The organism is Pseudomonas brassicacearum (assembly GCF_003732225.1).
GTDB lineage: Bacteria > Pseudomonadota > Gammaproteobacteria > Pseudomonadales > Pseudomonadaceae > Aquipseudomonas > Aquipseudomonas brassicacearum_E.
This window is the reverse complement of record NZ_MOBJ01000008.1, coordinates 85273-104056: the sequence shown is the minus strand read 5'-3', so window position 1 is coordinate 104056 and position 18784 is coordinate 85273. Positions and strand designations below refer to the sequence as shown.

The window sequence follows — 18784 nt, the reverse complement described above, 5'->3', positions numbered from 1 at the left end:
AGTCATCGGTGTGACGAAACGACTGCGCCGGTAAACTCAGTGTGGGGTGTCAGAGGCTCGCTTCCAGGTTCCTGGCGAGGGTGCAGGCTTCGTTGTGGTCTCCACGGAATCCTCTTACAAGGCCTGTTGCAGTTTCCTTGATATGGAAAAAGCGATTGCCCGCCAGAACCACCTGATAACGCAGATGAGGACATTGCTCCAGATCCATGCCATGTTGACTGGAAGTCGTGCAGTGCAAGGCGTGCGGGCTATGGGCGCGGGTGTTTGTGTGCTGGGCAGGGCTGGTCAGTGTGCTCATATGAATTCCTTTTCTATGGTTTACCGACGGTTGCACGTCGCTTTAGGTAGTCTAGGAGCGCCTGGCTGCTCTAGAATCATCTCCATTGGTTGGAGGTTCATGCTCATCTAAAGCAATTTTTTTCTGGCGATCTGTCAGAAAAGTGCTTTTTTTAAAGAGTTTTTTCCCTAAAGTTGGTAGTCCAGCATTCTCTGGCCGTTAGAAGGGCGATTTCCTTCAACATCTGACGACCGCCAGAGAAGACGGCGAGAGTAGCGTTCCAGTAGTCTTCTCCTGCCCTTCGATGAAGGAGCTTTCTGCTTACTTCACAGCTTCAGCTTGGGTCATTGTTGCGATATTTTCGGTATGACCGTTTTTTTGCTGCCTGTTTTTTCTGCGGGTAGCGTCATTTTCAGATGTGGGGATGTTTCCTTGGCAGTAAGTAATCTCGATATGCATGCTTTGTTCGTGCTGGGTGATCTGCGCGCAAAGCTGGTCAAGCAATTTCAATCACGTTTCGTTTACCTCACCGAGCAGACCGCTGAAGGCATTTACATTGCCGAGATCGATACCGAGTCGGCGCTGGTGGTGGACGACAAGCCTCGCCTGGAGCTCAAAGTCGGCGATCATTTCCGCGCCGCGGTATTGCCGAGTCGTGAAGGTGGCAAATTCGAAATCAAGTTTCGCGAGATCAAATTGACGGTCTACGGCCTCGGTGACTACGCATTCGTGACCACGGCAGAAGGCCAGGCGATTTTGTTCAAGGAAGGCCATAGCGTGGTGACGGTATTTGCCGCTCACGAACAGCTGCAGGAAGGCTTGACCAAAACCTTGAAAGCGGTGACCGGTAAAGCTGCCAAGTGGCGCAAAGGCGAGCTCACGACGTTCAAGGCCAGTGAGTAAATGAGCCTTTCCCGGGCCGTTTTCCATGAGCAGAACCAGGGCAGCGCTCGCGAACACGCCCAGCGACTGTTCGCTCGGAAGGCTGTTCTGCAGGGCGCCTGGCTGAGCTGGGTGGCATCAGAGATCTACACCTTGCGTCCGGCGGAGTACGCCAGCATGGTGCGAAGGGAGTTGCAGCGCTTGCAGGACGCTTCTGAAAATTGATCGTTGGCCCTCGAACGCAGAAACCTCTACTACAGTCAGTTGACTGAGTATTCGCAGGTGCGCGGCCTTTGTACGCAAAGCCGTTCTGCCATTGCTGTGAACAGCCCGAGGTGCAAAGCATGAAAGGTTTTCGATTGTTGCTGGCTGGCGCGCTAGCCACTGTGGGTCTGCTGGCGTCACCCGTGGTCGTTACGGCCGCCCCGGCGCCGATTCACTTTGCTGACCTGAACTGGGAAAGCGGCAGCCTGATCACCGACATTTTGCGGATCATTGTCGAGAAGGGCTACGGCCTGCCGACCGACACCTTGCCGGGCACTACCATCACCCTGGAAGCCGCTTTGGCCAACAATGACATTCAGGTCATTGGCGAAGAGTGGGCCGGTCGCAGTCCGGTCTGGGTCAAGGCCGAGGCTGAAGGCAAGGTGGCGAGTATCGGCGATACGGTCAAAGGCGCAACCGAAGGCTGGTGGGTGCCGGAGTACGTGATCAAGGGCGATCCGGCCAAAGGCATCAAGCCCCTGGCGCCGGATTTGCGCAGTGTGTCGGACCTGCCGCGTTACAAGGATGTCTTCAGCGATCCGGAAAGCCCCGGCAAAGGCCGCTTTCTCAATAGCCCGATCGGCTGGACCTCGGAAGTGGTCAACAAGCAGAAGCTCACGGCCTACGGCCTGACGGACAGTTACGTGAATTTTCGCAGCGGTTCCGGTGCAGCGCTGGACGCGGAAATCACTTCGTCGATTCGTCGTGGCAAGCCGGTACTGTTTTATTACTGGTCGCCAACCCCGTTGCTCGGACGCTTCAAGCTGATTCAGCTGGAAGAACCACCGTTTGATGCCGAGGCCTGGAAAACCTTGACCGATGCCGATAATCCCAATCCGAAACCAACACGCTCGTTGCCCTCGAAATTGTCAATTGGGGTGTCCGCGCTTTTCCAGAAACAGTATCCGCAGGTGACTGAGTTTTTCAGCAAGGTCGACCTGCCTATCGGACCTTTGAACAAGGCCCTGGCCAAAATGAGCGAGAAGCACACACCGCCGCGTCAAGCCGCCGAAGCTTTCATGAAGGCGCATCCGGAGGTCTGGCGTGCGTGGCTGCCGAAGGATGTCGCAGACAAGGTGTCTGCCAGCCTGTAGCGCACCCAGGCGATCAATGAGCGGTCGGTTCGGGCGAGTTTCATGGGCGTGACTTCAACATTGCCATGGAACAACGCGCTGACAAAAACTCTGGTCTAGGCTATTTCATCTGCCATCGATTCCAGGAACCCCGCTCATGACGTTTGTGCTTGCTCAATGGATTGTCGCCGTGTTTGTGCTGATCAGCCTGATTCATCTGTATTGGGCGCTCGGAGGTCGATGGGCCTTCGACGCGGCGCTGCCACAGGTACAAGACGGCGTGGGCGAAGAACTGCGCCCGGTCTTCAAGCCTTCAGCACTGGCAACCCTGGCGGTGGCTGTCGGGTTGTTGCTGATAGCCTTGATGGTGAGCCTGCGGGTCGGTCTGTTTGTGCCGGCAGTCGGGCACTGGTCGCTGCAATGGCTGATCAGTGCGATTGCCTTGCTGATGTTTGCCCGCGCAATTGGCGATTCGAACCTTGTCGGCTTTTTCAAGGAAAAGGCCGAGTCGAAGTTTGCGCGCCTCGACACCTGGGCCTATTCACCGCTGTGTGTGGTGTTGGGGGCGGGGTTGTTAGCTGTGGCGTGGGGCTGAGTTCTTTTGCTCCTGTAGGAGCTGCCGCAGGCTGCGATCTTATCGGCTCAACGCTCGCTTTCCGTCCGCCGACTGCTGACCTCGGCCGGCACATCATCCCCGGCCATGCGCTTGCGGAACAACGCCGCCCGCGCCAGCAACAGGGTAGTCACCGGCATGGTGATCGACAGCAGTATCGGGATCAGCCAGGCGTGCAACACCGGGCTGGATTTGAGTGCCGAGAAATAGACGATCGACGCTAGTGCCACGCACCAGGCACCCAGCGTGGAGGCCAGGGCCGGCGGGTGCATGCGCCGGAAGTAGTCCTTCAAACGCAGCAAGCCGATGGCGCCGATCAACGCGAACAGGCTGCTGGCTACCAGCAGGATCGCCACCGGAATTTCGACCCACAGAGACAATTCACCAAACTCATTCATTCGATCACCTCGCCACGCAGCAGGAATTTCGCCAGGGCAAACGAGCCGACGAAGCCGAACAGCGCGATCAGCAACGCCGCTTCGAAGTAGGTATCACTGGCATAGCGGATCCCCAGTACCAGCATCATCAGCATGGCGAGGATGTACAGGTAATCCAGCGCCAGAACCCGGTCCTGTGCCGACGGGCCTTTGAACAGGCGGATCAACGTCAGCAGCATCGCCAGCGAGAACATGAACAGGCTGAACAGAACCGCATTCGAGAGCAGGGCGCTCATTCGAAAATCTCCATCAAGGGGCGCTCATAAGTCGTCTTGAAGTGCTGGATGAAGTGCGCTTCGTCATCCAGATCGAACACATGCAACAGCAGAATGCTGCGATCCAGTGCCAGTTCCGACCAGACCGTACCGGGAATCACCGTGGTGATCATCGACAATACCGCGAGGCCGTTGGCGTCATGCAGGTCCAGCGGCACCTTGATGAACTGCGAGCGCGGTGGTCGTCGACCGGCGTTCAACACGCCCCACGCGACCGCGAAGTTGGACGCCAGCACGTCGCGCCCGACCTGGAAGAACAGGCGCAGGATCACCCCGGGACGACGAATACGGATCGGCAGCGGTCGCAGCTTGCGCATCATCAACGGTGCGCAGAAACCCAGTATCGCGCCCAGCAGCAGGTTGCCTGGACTGATGGACAGGTTCAGCACCAGCCACAGAACCCAAAGCGCCAGCGATAACCAGGGTGCCGGGAACAGACGTTTCATGGTTGCACCTCCTGCATCGCGGCTTTGGCTTCGGGGCTCGGTACGGCGCGGGTACCGAGTACCGCCATCACGTATTGCTGCGGGTTGTTCAAGGTGTCGGCGGCCGCTTGGGTGTAGCGCATCAGCGGTTCGGCCTTGAAGGTCAGCAATATGCTCAAGCCCAACAGGGCAAAGATCGGCACGCATTCCAGGCGTCGCAGCACCGGCGACGGGCGCTCTGCCGGCGTCCAGAAGCGCTGGATGCCCAGGCGCGAGAAGGCGATCAACGAGGCCAGCCCGGACAGAATCAACAGCGCCAGCAGGCTCCACGCGGCGTTCGATATCGGCTGCTCACCCGAGGCACCGAGGCCCAACGGGTTGAGCAGGGCGCTGAGCAAGCCGAGTTTGCCGATAAACCCGGAAAGCGGTGGCATGCCAATGATCAGCAGCGCGCAGGCAATGAAGCTCAAGCCAAGGAACGCCATGGTCCAGGGAATCACCTGCCCGACCACGGCTTTCTGCTCGTCGTCGAGGTTGATGCCCTTGGTCGGCGGCGAGGATTCCAGCGGTCGTGGCAGCGCTTCGATTTCATCGTCCAGCGGCATCTCGATGGCTGTGCGCGAACGTTCGATCAGTTCCGCCAGCAGGAACAGCGCGCTCAGCGCCAGGGTCGAGCTGACGAGATAGAACAGCGCCGCACCGATCAGGCTCGGCTGGGCGAAACCGATGGCCGACAGCAGGATACCCGCCGACACCAGAATGCTCAGGCTGGCCATGCGTTCCAGGCGCTGCGTGGCCAGGATCGCCACCGCGGCGCAGACAATCGTCGCCATGCCGCCGTAGGTCAGCCAGTCGCCACCAAAGTACGCCGAAGCGCCGGCCTGGCCGGAGAACAGCAGGGTCCACAGGCGCAGCAAAGTGTAGACGCCGACCTTGGTCATGATCGCGAACAACGCCGCCACCGGCGCGCTGGCCGAGGAGTAGGCAGGCACCAGCCAGAAGTTCAGCGGCCACATTCCGGCCTTGGCCAGGAACGCCACGGCCAGAATCGCCGCGCCGGCATGCAGCAAGCCGCGATCGGCTTCCGGCACCAGCGGGATTTTCAGCGCCAGGTCGGCCATGTTCAGGGTGCCGGTGACGCCGTAGATCAGCGCCGCGCCAATCAGGAACAGCGACGAGGCCAGCAGGTTGATCGAAATGTAATGCAGACCCGAGGACACTCGGGCGCGGCCCGAACCGTGCAGCATCAAACCGTAAGACGCCGCCAGCAGCACTTCGAAAAACACGAAGAGGTTGAACAGATCGGCGGTCAGGAAGGCTCCGTAGAGGCCCATCAGCTGAATCTGGAACAGCGCGTGGAAGCTTGCGCCAGCACGATCCCAGCGGGCCATGGCGAACACCAGAGCGCTGACGCCAATGATCCCGGTCAGCACCAGCATCAACGCCGACAGGCGATCGACCACCAGCACGATGCCGAACGGTGCTTGCCAGTTACCTGGCAGGTACACGCCGATCGAGCCGGGCACGCCTTGCTCTTGAGTCCATTGCAGCAACAGCACGGAAATGCCCAGGCCCAGCAGGCTGGAGAACAGGTTGATCCGCGCTTTGAGCGGACGGTGTTTTTCGCCGAGCATCAGCATCAGGGCCGCCGTCAGCAACGGCAGCAGAATCGGTGCAGCGATCAGATGGGGCATCCAGCTCATTCTTTAGGCTCCCGGCCATCGACATGGTCGGTGCCGGTCAGGCCCCGGGACGCCAGCAGCACCACCAGAAACAATGCGGTCATGGCGAAGCTGATGACGATGGCGGTGAGTACCAGCGCCTGGGGCAGCGGGTCGGTGTAGTGCAGCAGGTCTTGCGGCACGCCGTCCTTGATGATCGGCTCTTTGCCGATGAACAGGCTGCCCATGCTGAAGATGAACAGGTTGACCCCGTAAGACAGCAGGCACAGGCCCATCACCACCTGAAAGGTCCGTGGGCGCAGCACCAGCCAGACCCCGGAGGCCGCCAGTACGCCAATGGCGATTGCGATGACTTCTTCCATCAGGCGGCTCCTGGCTTGGCAATGGGTTTAGGCTGGCTGCCCGGCTTGTGGCCACGCACCGATTGGTGCGCCAGGGCAGTCAGGATCAGCAGTGTCGAACCCACCACCACGGCGTACACGCCGATGTCGAAGAACAGCGCACTGGCGATATGAATGTCGCCCAGCAGCGGCAGCTCGACGTGCCAGGTGTGGGTGGTCAGGAACGGATAACCGGCGACCATCGCACCGAGGCCGGTGAGCGTGGCGAACAGCAGCCCGGTGCCCATCCAGCGCACCGGCCGCAGGCTCATCTGCGCCTCGACCCACTGAGTGCCGGCGACCATGTATTGCAGGATGAACGCCACCGACATCACCAGCCCCGCGACAAAACCGCCGCCGGGTTGATTGTGGCCACGCATGAACAGGTAGAACGACACCACCACTGCAATCGGTAGCAACAGCCGCACCAGCACCGCCGGCACCATCATGAAGCCCAGCGCGGTATCGCTGGCGTGACGCGGGTTGACCAGATCGGTGACCACGTCCGGTGCCAACAGGCGCTGTTGCGCTGGCAGTTGCATGCTTTCCTTCGGTGGACGGAAGCGTCGCAGCAGGGCGAACACCGCCAGCGCCACGGCCACCAGCACGGTGATTTCACCGAGGGTGTCGAAATTTCGGAAGTCCACCAGCATCACGTTCACCACGTTGCTGCCGCCACCTTCAGGCAGCGCGCGACTGAGGTAGAACGAGGAAATATTGTTCGGCGTCTGGCGGGTCAGCATGGCGTAGGCGAGCAGCGCCATACCGATACCGACCGCGCTCGACAGCAGCAAGTCGCGCAGACGGCGAACCCGTGCTTTCGGCACACTGCCGGGCAGTGGCGAGACGTCTTCGATCCGCCGTGGCAGCCAGCGCAGCCCCAGCAGAATCAGCACGGTGGTCACCACTTCGACTACCAACTGGGTCAAGGCCAGGTCCGGTGCCGAGAACCAGACAAAGGTGATGCAGGTCATCATTCCGCAGACACTGACCATGGTCAGGGCCGCGAGTCGGTGATACTTGGCTTGCCAGGCGGCGCCCAGCGCACAGGCAATCGCCAGTAGCCAGAGAATGACAAAGACGATCGACCCCGAGATCTTCGGCCGGTCGCCCCAGCTCAGGCCGCTGTGGAGCATCGGAATCAATCCGGCCAACACCGCGACCAGCACCAGCAGGAACAGCTGGGTTTGCAGACGCTGAGTGCTGATCCGCCGCTGAAGGCGTCGGGCCAGGCGCATCATCACCACCAGGCTGCGTTCGAACAGGCGCTTGCCGTTGAGGCGGCCGATGATCGGCGGGTATTTGAAGCGCCCGCGTTTGAGCTGGTTGCGCAGCAGCAGGTACACAACGATGCCGGCGGACATGGCGATCAGGCTCATGATCATCGGCGCGTTCCAGCCGTGCCAGATCGCCAGGCTGTATTCGGGCAAGGTTCCGCCAACCACTGGCAGGGCAGCCGCAGCGAGCAATGGGCCGACCACCTGAGCCGGAAACATCCCCACCAGCAGGCAGGTGAACACCAGCAGCTCCACCGGCGCACGCATCCAGCGCGGCGGTTCGTGCGGGGTGTGCGGCAGGTCGGTGGCGGTTGGGCCGAAGAACACATCAACGGTAAAGCGCAGCGAATAGGCGACGCTGAACGTACCGGCGATCGTCGCGACGATTGGCAGGGTCATCTCGACCCAGGCTGTGGCATTAATGAACACGGTTTCGGCGAAGAACATCTCTTTCGAGAGGAAACCGTTGAGCAGCGGCACTCCGGCCATCGAGGCACTGGCGACCATCGCCAGCGTCGCGGTGAACGGAATCAGCCTGATCAGACCGCTGAGCTTGCGAATGTCACGGGTGCCGCTTTCGTGGTCGATGATCCCGGCGGCCATGAACAGCGAGGCTTTGAAAGTGGCGTGGTTGAGAATGTGGAACACCGCCGCGACTGCGGCCAGCGGGCTGTTCAGGCCCAGCAGCAGGGTGATCAGCCCCAGGTGGCTGATAGTCGAGTAGGCCAGCAGGCCCTTGAGATCGTTCTGGAACATCGCGCAATAAGCGCCGAGCAACAACGTACAGGCGCCGGCCCCGCTGACGATGTAGAACCATTCTTCGCTGCCGGACAGCGACGGCCACAGCCGTGCCAAAAGGAAAACCCCGGCCTTGACCATGGTCGCCGAGTGCAGGTACGCCGAGACCGGTGTCGGGGCGGCCATGGCGTGGGGAAGCCAGAAGTGGAAGGGGAATTGGGCGCTTTTACTCAAGGCGCCAATCAGGATCAGCGGCAGCAGGATGGGGTACAACGCATGGGCGCGAATCAGATCGCCAGCGGCCAGGACCTTGTCCAGGTCATAGCTGCCCACGACATGGCCGAGCAGCATCACCCCCGCCAGCAGGCATAAACCTCCGGCGCCGGTCACCATCAGCGCCATGTAGGCGCCACGGCGAGCATCGGCGCGGTGGTGCCAATAGCCGATCAACAGGAACGAGAAGAGGCTGGTCAGTTCCCAGAAAAACACCATCTGAATCAGGTTGCCGGAGATCACCAGCCCGAGCATGGCGCCCATGAATGCCAGGAAAAACGCAAAGAAGCGCGGCACCGGGTCGTCCGGCGACATGTAATACCGCGCGTACAGCGACACCAGCGTGCCGATGCCCAGCACCAGCATCGAGAACAGCCAGGCGAAACCGTCCATGCGCAGGACGAAATTCAAGCCCAGGCTCGGTAGCCAGAAGAATTCTTCGCGAATCACTCCACCCTGGGCGATCTGCGGGTACAGCAACGCTACCTGGACGGTGCCGATGAGGGCGACCAGGCCTGCGAGTATTGATTCGGCGTTACGCGCGTTGTGCGGCAGCAAGGCCGCCAGACAGCTGCCAATAAAAGGCAGAAGCAGTAGAACTATCAGGGACATAGGCTTCTAATCTGCGGAAGTTTGTGAAGGATCATACGTGCCGAGCCCCGGATCACCAACTGCCAAGCTGTGGCAGGATCCTACAAGGTAGGCTGAAAAAGCCTGATTCACATTGTTTCGAAGGGCTTGATCGACCGGTCGGACGCCATCGCGAGCAAGCTCGCTCCCACAGGGTCCGGATGTGTACACACAATCGCGACACAACGCATGTCCAATGTGGGAGCGAGCTTGCTCGCGATAGCTATTTTTCAAGCACCGCAGATTTCACGCCTTAACCTTGAATTTCCTGTTCCAACTCTTCTTCAGTCGCAGCAGCCTTACCCTTGGTCTTGAGCTCACTAACGATCACCGCCGCGACAATCAACCCCGCGCCGAACAGCGCCAGCCCCGGCAGCCGTTCACCTGCAAGGCGCCCGGCGATACCGGCCCAGACCGGTTCGCCGGCGTAGATCAGCGTCGCGCGGGTCGGTGAAACGCTTTTCTGCGCCCAGTTCATTGCTACCTGAATCGCCGCGCTGGCGGCGCCCAGGCCCACGGCACTGGCCAGCAGCAACCACGAGAAACCGGGAAGCGCTTCCTGAGTCGGCACAATCATCAAAAATGCCAGCACCGAGGTGGTCGCCAGTTGCACCACCGTGACCCGACGCACGTCGACTCGGCCAGCATAGGTGCTGATCAGGATGATTTCGGCGGCGATGGCGACGGCGCTGATCAGTGTGGCGATTTCCCCCGAGCTGAAATTCAACGACGCCCCGGCGGGGCCGGAGAGCAGCATCAACCCGGTGAACGCCAGCATGATCCCAATGCTCGGCATCAACCCCGGCCGACGTCCCAGTACCAACCATTGCAGCAAAGGCACGAACGGCACGTAAAGTGCGGTGATGAATGCCGACTGGCTGCTGAGGATGGTCTGCAAGCCAACGGTTTGCAGGCCGTAACCGAGCATGATCGCCACGCCAATGAACGCGCCGGCCTTGAGTTCAAACAGGGTCAACTCACGCAGGCTGCGCCAGGAGAACAGCGCGACAATGCTCGCCGCTGCAGCGAAGCGCAGGCCGACGAAAAACATCGGCCCGCTGACCGTCATCGCATGCTGCACCAGCAGGAACGTCCCGCCCCAGACCATGGTGATCAGCACCAGCACGCATTCAGCCTTGCTGAACCGTGAGAAAAGGGCAGAGGGTTTGGAAGTATTCACCGACGTCATGGCCTTGCGCACTACCTGAGGGGGACGCACAATGCGCCCGAAGATGGGCAGTATACTGCGCAAACCTACTAAGTGAGCAATATAGTGCACAAAGATTCCGGCCAACGGGCCTCCGTCCTGCAACACGTCAGCCAGAACGTCCGGCGCCTGCGGCATGCCGCAGAGCTGAGCCAGACCGCATTGGCGGAAAAATCCGGGGTCAGCCGGCGAATGCTCGTGGCCATCGAAGCCGGCGAGAAAAATGTCAGCCTGACCACCCTCGACCGGGTGGCCGAAGCGTTGGACGTGGCGTTCAGCGACCTGATCCAGGCCCCCGAAGTGCGCGACCCGAGCCGCATCAACGAACTGGCGTGGGCCGGATTGATTCCCGGCAGCAAAGCCGTGCTGTTGGCCAAGGCTAATGCCAGCCGCGAAGTCGAACTCTGGGAATGGCGGCTGGAGCCGGGCGAGCAATACCTTTCGGAGCCGGATGCCGATGGCTGGAGTGAACAGCTGTATGTGTTTGAAGGCAGCCTGACGCTGGTGCTGGGGGATGAGGAGCGGATCCTTGCGATGGGTGAGTTCTTAAGCTTCGCCAGTAACCGGCCTCACGCCTATCGCAATGATGGTGTCGTGGCGACCAGGTTCGTGCGCAATGTGGTGATCTGACCAGCAACATTTTGTTGCTCCGTCTCGGTCAAAATAGCTGTTAAATCTGCCGACCTGTAAGTTCTGACAGTAGACGAAGTTCTGATACTGAAGGCTAATGACTTGTGAGTGAACGGCTGCGCGCTGTTGTACTCGAAATCATCCGGATTTATCAGCTGAAAGGGCTCAAAAGTCTCATGCTCCCAATACAAAAACTTCCCGCCCCGAGCCTGCCGTCAGCGTATCGCGACTGCATCTTTCTAGAGGATATTCTTGGGGGCGCCGAGGTCTACGTGGCCTTGAGCCGGGGTATGTGCATGGGGGCCAGACTTACTCTTCAGTTTTGTGACGGCGTCACTTCATGGAGTGACGCCAAGGAGATCGTGGGCTCGGGCTGCCTAAGCTTTACAATTCCCTCTGCCCTATGGGTAAAGAGTTTGAATAGAGAGGTTCGCTTGCAGTATTTGATTGATGGTCAGCCCGACCTTTGCGAGATTCTCTATGTCGGGGTGTGCTCCAGACTGTGATGATTGCCACCCTCGGCCCATTTAGCCCTTGCCCGCGATTGACTGCGCAGCAGCCACGCTATTAGCCATCGGGTGATACATTTCAGACAAACACGGACCAGCGAGCAGTCAATGAGTGAAACCCCAGGCGGACAGGCAACAAACACCCTCCGCAACGCCGACATCCTGATCGTCGGTGGTGGCCTGAGCGGCGCGTTGCTGGCCGCGCAGTTGCTGCGCTTGCCTGGCAAGCGTCAGGTGCTGGTGATCGAACCCCGCGCCGAGTTGGGCCGGGGCGAAGCCTACAGCGCGGTTGAGCTGGGCCATACGCTGAACGGTAATGCCGCACGGATGAGTGTCGATCCGGACAACGCCGATGACCTGACCCAATGGCTGAGCGCGTTTATCGCGAGCGGCGGTTGGCCCGAGTCGGACCAGCAGTCAGTGCCGGTCGCCGAATTGTTCCCGCCTCGGGGCATTTTTGGTCTGTATGTGCAGCAACGTTTGGCTGAAGCCAAGGCAGTCGGCGCACTGCATGGCTCAAGCGTCGAGCATGTGCGCGGGGAGGTGGTCGATCTGCAAACCGAAGAACATGCCACGTTGTTGACGTTGAGTGATGGCACACAGTTGCGCGGCGGGTTTGCGGTACTGGCCACCGGTTTGTTCCCGGCGGCGCGAACCCCACAAACCGAATCCAGTGGCTTGAACGCCGCCGCCGTGGACCCTTGGGATGTGGCAGCGATGACGCAGCTTGATCCGCAATCAACGGTGCTGATCATCGGTTCGGGCCTGACCATGGTCGATGCCGTAGTGTCGCTGGAGCAGGCCGGGCATCGTGGGCCGATCGAAGTGTTTTCCCGTCACGGCTTGTTGCCCCATGTGCGGCGTCAGCCACCGGCGTGGGAGGATTTTCTCGCAGAAGATCCTGACATACGCAGCCCTCGTCAGTTGATGCACGAACTGCGACGTCATTGCCGTGCAGCGATGGCGGACGGTATCGACTGGCAGGCGCCACTGGATACCGTGCGCGCCCATATCGGGCGACTGTGGAGCCAGGCAACGGACGTGCAGCGCCGGCAGTTCGTGCGGCATGTGCGGCCATGGTGGGAAAGCCACCATCACCGTTCGCCGCCCTTGAGTGCCGAATTGGTGGGGCGTTTGCACCAGGAAGGGCGGTTGCGGATTCAGGCTGCTTCGTTCAAGGGGCTGGCACCCGCGATGGAGGGTCGGGTGAGTATTCGCATTCGTCGTCGCGGGGAGTCCGAAGTGACGGTGGTCAGTGGCGACGCGCTGATCAACTCCAGTGGCATCGAATACGACTGGCGCCGGGTCGACCGAGCGTTACCGCAGCAGCTGTTGGCCCGCGGATTGATTCGTCCGGGGCCATTGGCGTTGGGGATCGCGGCGGATGTGGATGGCGCAGTGCTGGATGCCGAGGGGCAGGTATCGACCCGCTTGTTCGCCATGGGCCCACCACTGCGCGGGATGTGGTGGGAGAGCACGGCGGTGACAGACGTGGCGAGTCAGGCCAAGGTGTTGGCGCAGCGATTGGTGCGCTGAGCAGGCGCGGTGCCGCGATCAGACTTCCCTGACATTGACCCAGCGCTGTTCCCGCGCCGCCAATCGAATCGCCGCTGCCAAGCGTTCCACTTCAAAGGCTTGCTCGAAGTCAGTGCCGTTCTGGCCTTGCCCGGCCAAGGCCATGATCAGCTCATGCACCTCCAGCGTCTTCAACTCGTTGTAGCCCAATTGATGCCCCGGTGCAGGACTGAACGCCGCGTAGCCGGGCAGGTTCGGCCCGGCCAGCAAACGCTGGAAACCGCCCTCGCCGACGCGGCACAGGCGTAACTCATTCAAGCGTTCCTGATCGAACGCCAGGGTGCCTTGGGTACCACTGATCTCGAAGCTCAGATGATTCTTGTAGCCATGCTTGAGCCAGCTGCTGCTGAAGGTCCCGCGAGCGCCGCTGGCGAAACGCAGCAAGGCGTGGGCCTGATCGTCGACGGCAATGCTGCGTTGTTCCGGGCTGCCTGCCGTGGCTGGGCGCTGGCGATGCACTGTCTGGGTATCGGCGCACACGGCCTCGACATCGCCCAGCAGATAGCGCGCCATGGCCAGCAAATGACTGCCCAGATCCGCCAGCGCGCCGCCGGCATGCCCGGCTTCACAACGCCATGACCAGGGTGACGCCGGGTTGGCCATGAAGTCTTCACTGAACTCGCCCTGAAAACTGATGATCTCGCCAAGCTCGCCGTTTCGAATCAGGTCGCGGGCCAATCCAATGATCGGGTTGTGCTGGTAGTTGTAGCCCACACGGGTGACCACACCGGCGGCTTTGGCCGCCAGGTGCATGGCGCTGGCTTGTTCAAGACTGACCGCCAGCGGTTTTTCGCAGTACACCGGTTTGCCTGCCGCCAGAGCTGCCATGGCCATGGGGTAGTGAAGATGATTGGGGGTGGTGATGGCGATCAGGTTGACCTTGGGATTGTCGATCAACTGCTGCCAGTCACTGTGGACCTGCTCGAAACCCCAGGCAGTGGCACACGCTTGTGCGCGAACAGGATCGGCGTCGGCAAGGGCGGCGAGGCGAAGCGTGAAGGGCAGCTCGAATGCCGCACTGACGTTACGAAAGGCCAAGGCATGGGCGCGCCCCATGAAGCCTGTGCCGATGAGTCCGATTCCGAGTTCGCGCATAACAGGGTCCTTTGGATTATTGTTTTCAGGATGCCTATTTATGGAATATAAATTCGATTATTGCAAGATATGGAATTCATGTTCGCTCGCGTAGGAGCTGCCAAAGGCTGCGATCTGTTGATCTACCAGCTATTTATGTGGATCGTTCCCACGCTCTGCGTGGGAACGATCATACGAGCCGTATCGCTTTAGCGGTGACTTGACTGACCTGACCTGTCGTTCAGCGCGAGCTGGTCAGAAGGAAGGTAGGTAAATGTCGCGTCCTCCGAGGGGGACCGAGGCAACGTGACGTTCAGGATTGGAACAAATCTTCCTGTTTCTGCATGGAATGCCTTTTGATCTTTTTGTGCGGCCTCAAGGCCACCTTCAATGTAAAAGAACGACATCACCGGAAAAGCTTTTCCAAGGCCATCTGCCCATGTGGCTATGCGTAACTCGTTATTGCTCTTTCCCAGGGAGCCAAAACTTTCATCTTGTATGTATTGCATCGCCCGCAGAGTTTCAATGAACTCTTTTGCCGCGGGACCGGTTGGGCCGGTGAGTACATCGAAAGAACACTGGCGATGATGTGACTTGTCGTTTTTGAGATAAAATGCATACCACTGTTCGGCGGTGGTGATTCCTTGTCGTTGGCAACTGCTTTCAAACTCAGGGGTCAGGTTGGAGTCGTCGCACCCTAATACTTGCCGTTCATCACTGCCGCCATCAATCGGGAAGGCACAAATAACTTGTGTGCGATTCATTCCGGCAGGCATTTGATGATCCGGGTAGCGGATGAAGCCGTTCCGACCTACCCCCGCCATTTCGTTGAACTTCGAGTCGGCCCTGAGGTAAGAAAACGATACCCCTCCGGACGCTTTGGATTTTGGGCTGGGCTCCCACGAACGATAGGCATCCGAATAACGCGTGGACCTGATGATGACGCCTGAACAGGCGAAAGCCGGTTGTGCGTAGCTACCGCAGGAGTCACGGGTATCCGCATAGTTCGCGGTGACCTGTGCGCTGATCTGGGTGCCGAACGTGTCGTTGTCTGCGTAAAGATGAGCTGTAAAACCGGCCGTTATCAGGCAGGCCATGGTTAAAGAAAGTTTCATTCGTGATTTCATGGGTAAGTTCCAATATATAAAGTAAAGGCGCGTTTTTGCCCTTGTTGATCGTGACAGGGGTTATTGGCGCGCGAACGTAGTGCAGCGAACTTATTTAAAGTTAAGAGTTCTGGTGTGTTTGGCTGCGGACTGGAGGCTAACGTGTTTGAGGGGGCGGGTCGTGAAAAAATGCACTTCTAAATGTTTAAGTTGAGCTGCGGGGTGCTGCGGGCAATAGTGCTATTTTTATTGTTTTCAGCTGCGGATTAGACTGTTAATGAAGGTCTGAAGTATCCACCGATTTTGATGCTCTTGCTGTTGAAGTTCAAAAAATCCAAGGCGGCCGAAAAGCAGACCCATCCTGTCTTTAATTCACGGTTCTTTCCTCTGGTCGCGCTGTTTCAGGACGATTGGCCCAACACTACAGGCGCACTTTTCCTGCACTCAACAACCGCTTTCGCACCATCCACAGATTCGACAAGGTAAACAATGTCATCTGCTGCGCAATGTTTTTCGCCAGACCACGAAAGCGTACTTTCGTATAACCAAACTGACGCTTGATCACTCGAAAAGGGGTTCAACCTTCGCTCGGACGTGTGCTTTCGCGTATTCGATCTTGCGTCGCATGCGACCGATCAAACTCTTTTTTCCATGCTTTTTATATCTACTGGGCCGTGCGGCAATCGACCGGATCATCTGGCGATCCTGATGCTCAGCTCGCTTGTCCACTCCGGTGTAACCCGCATCGCCGCAGACGTAAGTTTCCTCGCCGTGTAGCAACTGATCGACCTGTGTCACGTCCGCCACATTGGCCGCCGTGCCCACCAGACTATGGACTAAACCTGACTCGGCATCGACGTCGATGTGCGCTTTCATTCCAAAAAAGTATTGGTTTCCTTTCTTGGTTTGATGCATTTCAGGGTCGCGTTTGCCGTCCTTGTTCTTGGTCGAATTCGGCGCATGAATGATCGTTGCGTCGACCACTGTGCCTTGGCGCAGCATCAAACCACGATCACCCAGATAGCCGTTGATGACTTGCAAGATCCCGCCCGACAACTCATGTTTCTCCAGCAAGGGCCGGAAGTTGAGGATCGTGGTTTCATCGGGAATACGATCCAGGTGCAGCCCGGAAAACTGGCGCAGAATCGTGGTTTCGTAGAGTGCTTCTTCCATCGCCGGATCGCTGTAACCGAACCAGTTCTGCATTAGATGAGCCCGCAATATGGCCATCAACGGGTACGCCGGACGACCGCCGTCGCCCTTCGGATAATGCGGTTAGATCAAGGCAATCAAACCCTTCCAGGGCACGACCGACCTGATCCATCTCGATCAGGAAGCACTCACGGCGGGTCTGCTTACGTTTGCCGGCATACTCGGCATCGGCGAAGGACATCTGTTTCATCGGAGCTCAGCCGTTGGGTCCGTGTGAGGCGGTTATTTCACCAGATTCGGGAAGTCTTTTTCAGAGTTTCCTTAAGGCGGGCCGACTGGATCAAGCTCATGATCGCAGCCGTTCGTTTTCCACTGCGGAGCGAGCCTGCGAACAGCCAGTTCGAGCGCCCAAATGCCCACAGCCGGATCTGATTTTCGATCCAGTTATTGTCGATGGATACCGCATCGTCAGCACTATCTAGCGTTTCAGGCTGTAGTCCAGCGCTTTGTCGATAGTTGAACCTTCGGGCATAAGCTGTCTTTGGGCGATCATTCAGGTGTGCAGTGCATCGATGATTGGGTCAGCTTTTCCTGCCGTGTTCGTTGCCGGACATCCGACTCCAGCTCTCGGACTTCGCGTTCAACTTCATATAAAGCCGCGATTCAATGCGCGTCTTTTCGGCAACCCGGCGCTTGTTGGTCACATGCAGGTCGAAGAACTTACGGCGAGCATGAGCGCGACTCGGGCTGAAGTCGTAAACGACAGCTGCTAGGTCGGCGAACTGGCTGGTGGCATAAGCCCAGACGTAGGCGCGGTGGGTATCTTTCTCGCCTGGCGTCAGCATCTGTACCGGCGTTTCGTCGGCATGGTCGACGCCGTGCGTAAGCACGGCTTACCGCCTCACCCGAGCAGGGAGACACAGCCTGTGCTCGGAGCGAGGGGGAAGTATGAGTCAGGCTGTCAGGTACTGCTCCGATACTGCAACCGCGCAAGTGGATGCGGTTGTAAAAACGAAAATCACCATTGGGTCGACCTCTTGGTCAATGGCTTGGGAGATTTGGAATCCAGCTTCCACCGCCAGTAATGAGTCGCCGCCGGAGTTGAAGAAATCGTCGTCTGCGGTCAGTGATGGTACTTGGGTAACTGAGCGAAAGATTTCGAGGATTTTGTCTTCTAGGATCTGGATCTCGATGGTCATAACCACTTCCTTTGGTTGGTATCACGAAGTTTTCGTTACAAATGGGCAATGCGGGAAACGGGTTGCTATAGCTCGGACATGTACTTGCGCAAGACGCTCAGTTGGTCAAGACCATCCATGACCCTCTCGTGCTTGAGGCCGAAGTCGATAAGGCAGGCAATCTCGTCAACACCCGCCGTATGGCAACGATCAATCACTTGTCTTGCGTAGTTCAAATCCCCGATCAGGCCTGCTTCGCATAGGTATCGCTGAGCGCTGCCCTTTATTTGGGCGCGCACCGTTTCATGGGGTTTAGGGGCCACCCGTTGGCTGGTGCCTGCCCGATACGGCGTCAAGGAGCCGATCAGATAGTCTTCCAGCGGAGTTCGGGCGTCCTGCAGCGCCTGTTCACGGCTGGGTGCCAAGTAGGTATGAAGCATCAGCGTGACGTGTCCACGCCAGGAACTGCCGGTTTGCGCCAGTGCCGTGCGATAAGCTCTGATTTTTTGCGTCAGCTCGGGGATGTCCTGTTTGACCAAGTGGGTCAATACGCTTGCCTGGGCGCGACCGGCTTCTTCAAAGGTATCCAGTGTGCCCGAAGACGAGATCCACAGTTGAAGAGGGGCGACAGGAGGAGGAAAGGTCGAGACCTTCGAAGCACCCTCCCCGAAGGGCTGGCCCGACCACAGGTTTCTGAGTGTCTGCACGGTTTCAAATGTTGAATCGCGCCTGTGTTCATAGGCCCCGGGAGCCAGCACAAAGTCGCGAGGGTTCCAGCCGGAAGCCAGTGAAATACCCACTCTGCCGTTCGACAGATTGTCGACGACGGACCATTCCTCGACCAGGCGTAAGGGGTGGTGCAAAGGCACGACGACACTCCCGGCCCGGATATGTACCCGCTCAGTCACCACGGCTACCGCGGCACCGAGTACCGCGGGGTTTGGGTAAAGCCCGCCTACGGGGTGAAAGTGCCGTTCAGGGATCCACACTGCGGCGAATCCGTTGGCGTCGGCGTAGCGAGCCCCATCCAGTAACAATTGATAGGTATTGTTGGTGGATTTTATACCGGTTGCCGCATCCGCAAAATAAAACAGGCTGAGTTGCATGTTCAGGTCATCCTTAACGTG

General features: G+C 58.9%; 19 protein-coding genes and 2 pseudogenes. 6 read left to right on the top strand and 15 right to left on the bottom strand.

Going from position 1 to position 18784, the window contains the following annotated elements; genetic code table 11:
* Positions 1-49: 49 nt before the first annotated feature.
* Both BK659_RS12570 and BK659_RS27745 read right to left on the bottom strand, forming a co-directional pair.
* On the bottom strand, positions 50-298 hold the full coding sequence (locus BK659_RS12570; RefSeq protein WP_123425388.1) for a hypothetical protein: 249 nt from the start codon (positions 296-298) through the stop codon (positions 50-52).
* Between the two features lie 300 nt (positions 299-598).
* On the bottom strand, positions 599-736 hold the full coding sequence (locus BK659_RS27745; RefSeq protein WP_185015352.1) for a hypothetical protein: 138 nt from the start codon (positions 734-736) through the stop codon (positions 599-601).
* Between BK659_RS27745 and BK659_RS12565 the strand changes: the two genes are divergently transcribed.
* The 4 genes from BK659_RS12565 to BK659_RS12550 all read left to right on the top strand — a co-directional run bounded on the left by BK659_RS12565 (position 710) and on the right by BK659_RS12550 (position 3091).
* Positions 710-1180: a hypothetical protein gene (locus BK659_RS12565; protein ID WP_404942531.1), complete on the top strand. Its 471-nt coding sequence runs from the start codon at positions 710-712 to the stop codon at positions 1178-1180. The two genes, BK659_RS27745 and BK659_RS12565, sit on opposite strands and share 27 nt — an antisense overlap.
* On the top strand, positions 1181-1384 hold the full coding sequence (locus BK659_RS12560) for a hypothetical protein (protein WP_123425386.1): 204 nt from the start codon (positions 1181-1183) through the stop codon (positions 1382-1384).
* A 119-nt stretch (positions 1385-1503) separates the two neighbouring features.
* Complete coding sequence (locus tag BK659_RS12555; protein WP_123425385.1) at positions 1504-2517, top strand: ABC transporter substrate-binding protein; 1014 nt, start codon at positions 1504-1506, stop codon at positions 2515-2517.
* A gap of 136 nt (positions 2518-2653) precedes the next feature.
* A complete protein-coding gene (locus BK659_RS12550; protein ID WP_123425384.1) occupies positions 2654-3091 on the top strand; it encodes a DUF3995 domain-containing protein in 438 nt (145 codons plus the stop codon).
* Positions 3092-3138: 47 nt separating this feature from the next.
* Here the strand turns inward: BK659_RS12550 and BK659_RS12545 are convergent, their stop codons facing one another.
* The 7 genes from BK659_RS12545 to BK659_RS12515 all read right to left on the bottom strand — a co-directional run bounded on the left by BK659_RS12545 (position 3139) and on the right by BK659_RS12515 (position 10505).
* A complete protein-coding gene (locus BK659_RS12545) occupies positions 3139-3507 on the bottom strand; it encodes a Na+/H+ antiporter subunit G (RefSeq protein WP_123425383.1) in 369 nt (122 codons plus the stop codon).
* A complete protein-coding gene (locus BK659_RS12540; protein WP_123425382.1) occupies positions 3504-3782 on the bottom strand; it encodes a K+/H+ antiporter subunit F in 279 nt (92 codons plus the stop codon). Before BK659_RS12540 ends, BK659_RS12545 begins: the two co-directional genes overlap by 4 nt.
* Entirely contained in the window at positions 3779-4267 is a 489-nt protein-coding gene (locus tag BK659_RS12535) for a Na+/H+ antiporter subunit E (protein WP_123425381.1), read from the bottom strand. The genes BK659_RS12540 and BK659_RS12535 overlap by 4 nt, the downstream gene beginning before the upstream one ends.
* The gene (locus tag BK659_RS12530; protein ID WP_123425380.1) at positions 4264-5949 is read right to left on the bottom strand and encodes a monovalent cation/H+ antiporter subunit D; all 1686 of its coding nucleotides are present in this window, start codon (positions 5947-5949) and stop codon (positions 4264-4266) included. The genes BK659_RS12535 and BK659_RS12530 overlap by 4 nt, the downstream gene beginning before the upstream one ends.
* Positions 5946-6290, bottom strand: a complete 345-nt coding sequence (locus BK659_RS12525) for a Na+/H+ antiporter subunit C (RefSeq protein WP_003202835.1) — start codon at positions 6288-6290, stop codon at positions 5946-5948. The genes BK659_RS12530 and BK659_RS12525 overlap by 4 nt, the downstream gene beginning before the upstream one ends.
* Complete coding sequence (locus BK659_RS12520; protein WP_123425379.1) at positions 6290-9208, bottom strand: monovalent cation/H+ antiporter subunit A; 2919 nt, start codon at positions 9206-9208, stop codon at positions 6290-6292. Before BK659_RS12520 ends, BK659_RS12525 begins: the two co-directional genes overlap by 1 nt.
* A gap of 271 nt (positions 9209-9479) precedes the next feature.
* Positions 9480-10505 (bottom strand): DMT family transporter, encoded by a 1026-nt coding sequence (locus BK659_RS12515; RefSeq protein WP_123425378.1) that lies wholly within the window; start codon positions 10503-10505, stop codon positions 9480-9482.
* On the opposite strand from BK659_RS12515, the gene BK659_RS12510 reads away from it, so the two are divergent.
* The gene (locus BK659_RS12510; RefSeq protein ID WP_123425377.1) at positions 10500-11063 is read left to right on the top strand and encodes a helix-turn-helix domain-containing protein; all 564 of its coding nucleotides are present in this window, start codon (positions 10500-10502) and stop codon (positions 11061-11063) included. The genes BK659_RS12515 and BK659_RS12510 overlap by 6 nt on opposite strands.
* Before the next feature lie 617 nt (positions 11064-11680).
* Positions 11681-13108 carry an FAD/NAD(P)-binding protein gene (locus tag BK659_RS12500; RefSeq protein ID WP_123425375.1) on the top strand — a complete coding sequence of 476 codons (1428 nt, stop codon included), beginning with the start codon at positions 11681-11683 and terminating at the stop codon, positions 13106-13108.
* Positions 13109-13126: 18 nt separating this feature from the next.
* Here the strand turns inward: BK659_RS12500 and BK659_RS12495 are convergent, their stop codons facing one another.
* From BK659_RS12495 to BK659_RS12470, 6 genes and pseudogenes are all read right to left on the bottom strand, one after another.
* On the bottom strand, positions 13127-14242 hold the full coding sequence (locus BK659_RS12495) for a Gfo/Idh/MocA family protein (protein ID WP_123425374.1): 1116 nt from the start codon (positions 14240-14242) through the stop codon (positions 13127-13129).
* A 188-nt stretch (positions 14243-14430) separates the two neighbouring features.
* Complete coding sequence (locus BK659_RS12490) at positions 14431-15336, bottom strand: hypothetical protein (RefSeq protein WP_123425373.1); 906 nt, start codon at positions 15334-15336, stop codon at positions 14431-14433.
* A gap of 412 nt (positions 15337-15748) precedes the next feature.
* A pseudogene (locus BK659_RS12485) lies at positions 15749-16729 on the bottom strand (IS5 family transposase).
* Between the two features lie 73 nt (positions 16730-16802).
* A pseudogene (locus tag BK659_RS12480) lies at positions 16803-17372 on the bottom strand (IS66 family transposase); the annotation flags it as partial.
* A gap of 60 nt (positions 17373-17432) precedes the next feature.
* Positions 17433-17678, bottom strand: coding sequence for a phosphopantetheine-binding protein (locus tag BK659_RS12475; protein ID WP_123425372.1), 246 nt, complete (start codon positions 17676-17678; stop codon positions 17433-17435).
* A gap of 65 nt (positions 17679-17743) precedes the next feature.
* Positions 17744-18763: a MupA/Atu3671 family FMN-dependent luciferase-like monooxygenase gene (locus BK659_RS12470; RefSeq protein WP_123425371.1), complete on the bottom strand. Its 1020-nt coding sequence runs from the start codon at positions 18761-18763 to the stop codon at positions 17744-17746.
* Positions 18764-18784: the final 21 nt, after the last annotated feature.

What these genes read in the sequence shown, in the direction of transcription:
- BK659_RS12570 (WP_123425388.1), bottom strand. Translation starts at nt 298, where the DNA reads ATGAGCACACTGACCAGCCCTGCCCAGCACACAAACACCCGCGCCCAT.
- BK659_RS27745 (WP_185015352.1), bottom strand. Translation starts at nt 736, where the DNA reads ATGCATATCGAGATTACTTACTGCCAAGGAAACATCCCCACATCTGAA.
- BK659_RS12560 (WP_123425386.1), top strand. Translation starts at nt 1,181, where the DNA reads ATGAGCCTTTCCCGGGCCGTTTTCCATGAGCAGAACCAGGGCAGCGCT.
- BK659_RS12555 (WP_123425385.1), top strand. Translation starts at nt 1,504, where the DNA reads ATGAAAGGTTTTCGATTGTTGCTGGCTGGCGCGCTAGCCACTGTGGGT.
- BK659_RS12550 (WP_123425384.1), top strand. Translation starts at nt 2,654, where the DNA reads ATGACGTTTGTGCTTGCTCAATGGATTGTCGCCGTGTTTGTGCTGATC.
- BK659_RS12545 (WP_123425383.1), bottom strand. Translation starts at nt 3,507, where the DNA reads ATGAATGAGTTTGGTGAATTGTCTCTGTGGGTCGAAATTCCGGTGGCG.
- BK659_RS12540 (WP_123425382.1), bottom strand. Translation starts at nt 3,782, where the DNA reads ATGAGCGCCCTGCTCTCGAATGCGGTTCTGTTCAGCCTGTTCATGTTC.
- BK659_RS12535 (WP_123425381.1), bottom strand. Translation starts at nt 4,267, where the DNA reads ATGAAACGTCTGTTCCCGGCACCCTGGTTATCGCTGGCGCTTTGGGTT.
- BK659_RS12530 (WP_123425380.1), bottom strand. Translation starts at nt 5,949, where the DNA reads ATGAGCTGGATGCCCCATCTGATCGCTGCACCGATTCTGCTGCCGTTG.
- BK659_RS12525 (WP_003202835.1), bottom strand. Translation starts at nt 6,290, where the DNA reads ATGGAAGAAGTCATCGCAATCGCCATTGGCGTACTGGCGGCCTCCGGG.
- BK659_RS12520 (WP_123425379.1), bottom strand. Translation starts at nt 9,208, where the DNA reads ATGTCCCTGATAGTTCTACTGCTTCTGCCTTTTATTGGCAGCTGTCTG.
- BK659_RS12500 (WP_123425375.1), top strand. Translation starts at nt 11,681, where the DNA reads ATGAGTGAAACCCCAGGCGGACAGGCAACAAACACCCTCCGCAACGCC.
- BK659_RS12495 (WP_123425374.1), bottom strand. Translation starts at nt 14,242, where the DNA reads ATGCGCGAACTCGGAATCGGACTCATCGGCACAGGCTTCATGGGGCGC.
- BK659_RS12490 (WP_123425373.1), bottom strand. Translation starts at nt 15,336, where the DNA reads ATGAAACTTTCTTTAACCATGGCCTGCCTGATAACGGCCGGTTTTACA.
- BK659_RS12475 (WP_123425372.1), bottom strand. Translation starts at nt 17,678, where the DNA reads ATGACCATCGAGATCCAGATCCTAGAAGACAAAATCCTCGAAATCTTT.
- BK659_RS12470 (WP_123425371.1), bottom strand. Translation starts at nt 18,763, where the DNA reads ATGCAACTCAGCCTGTTTTATTTTGCGGATGCGGCAACCGGTATAAAA.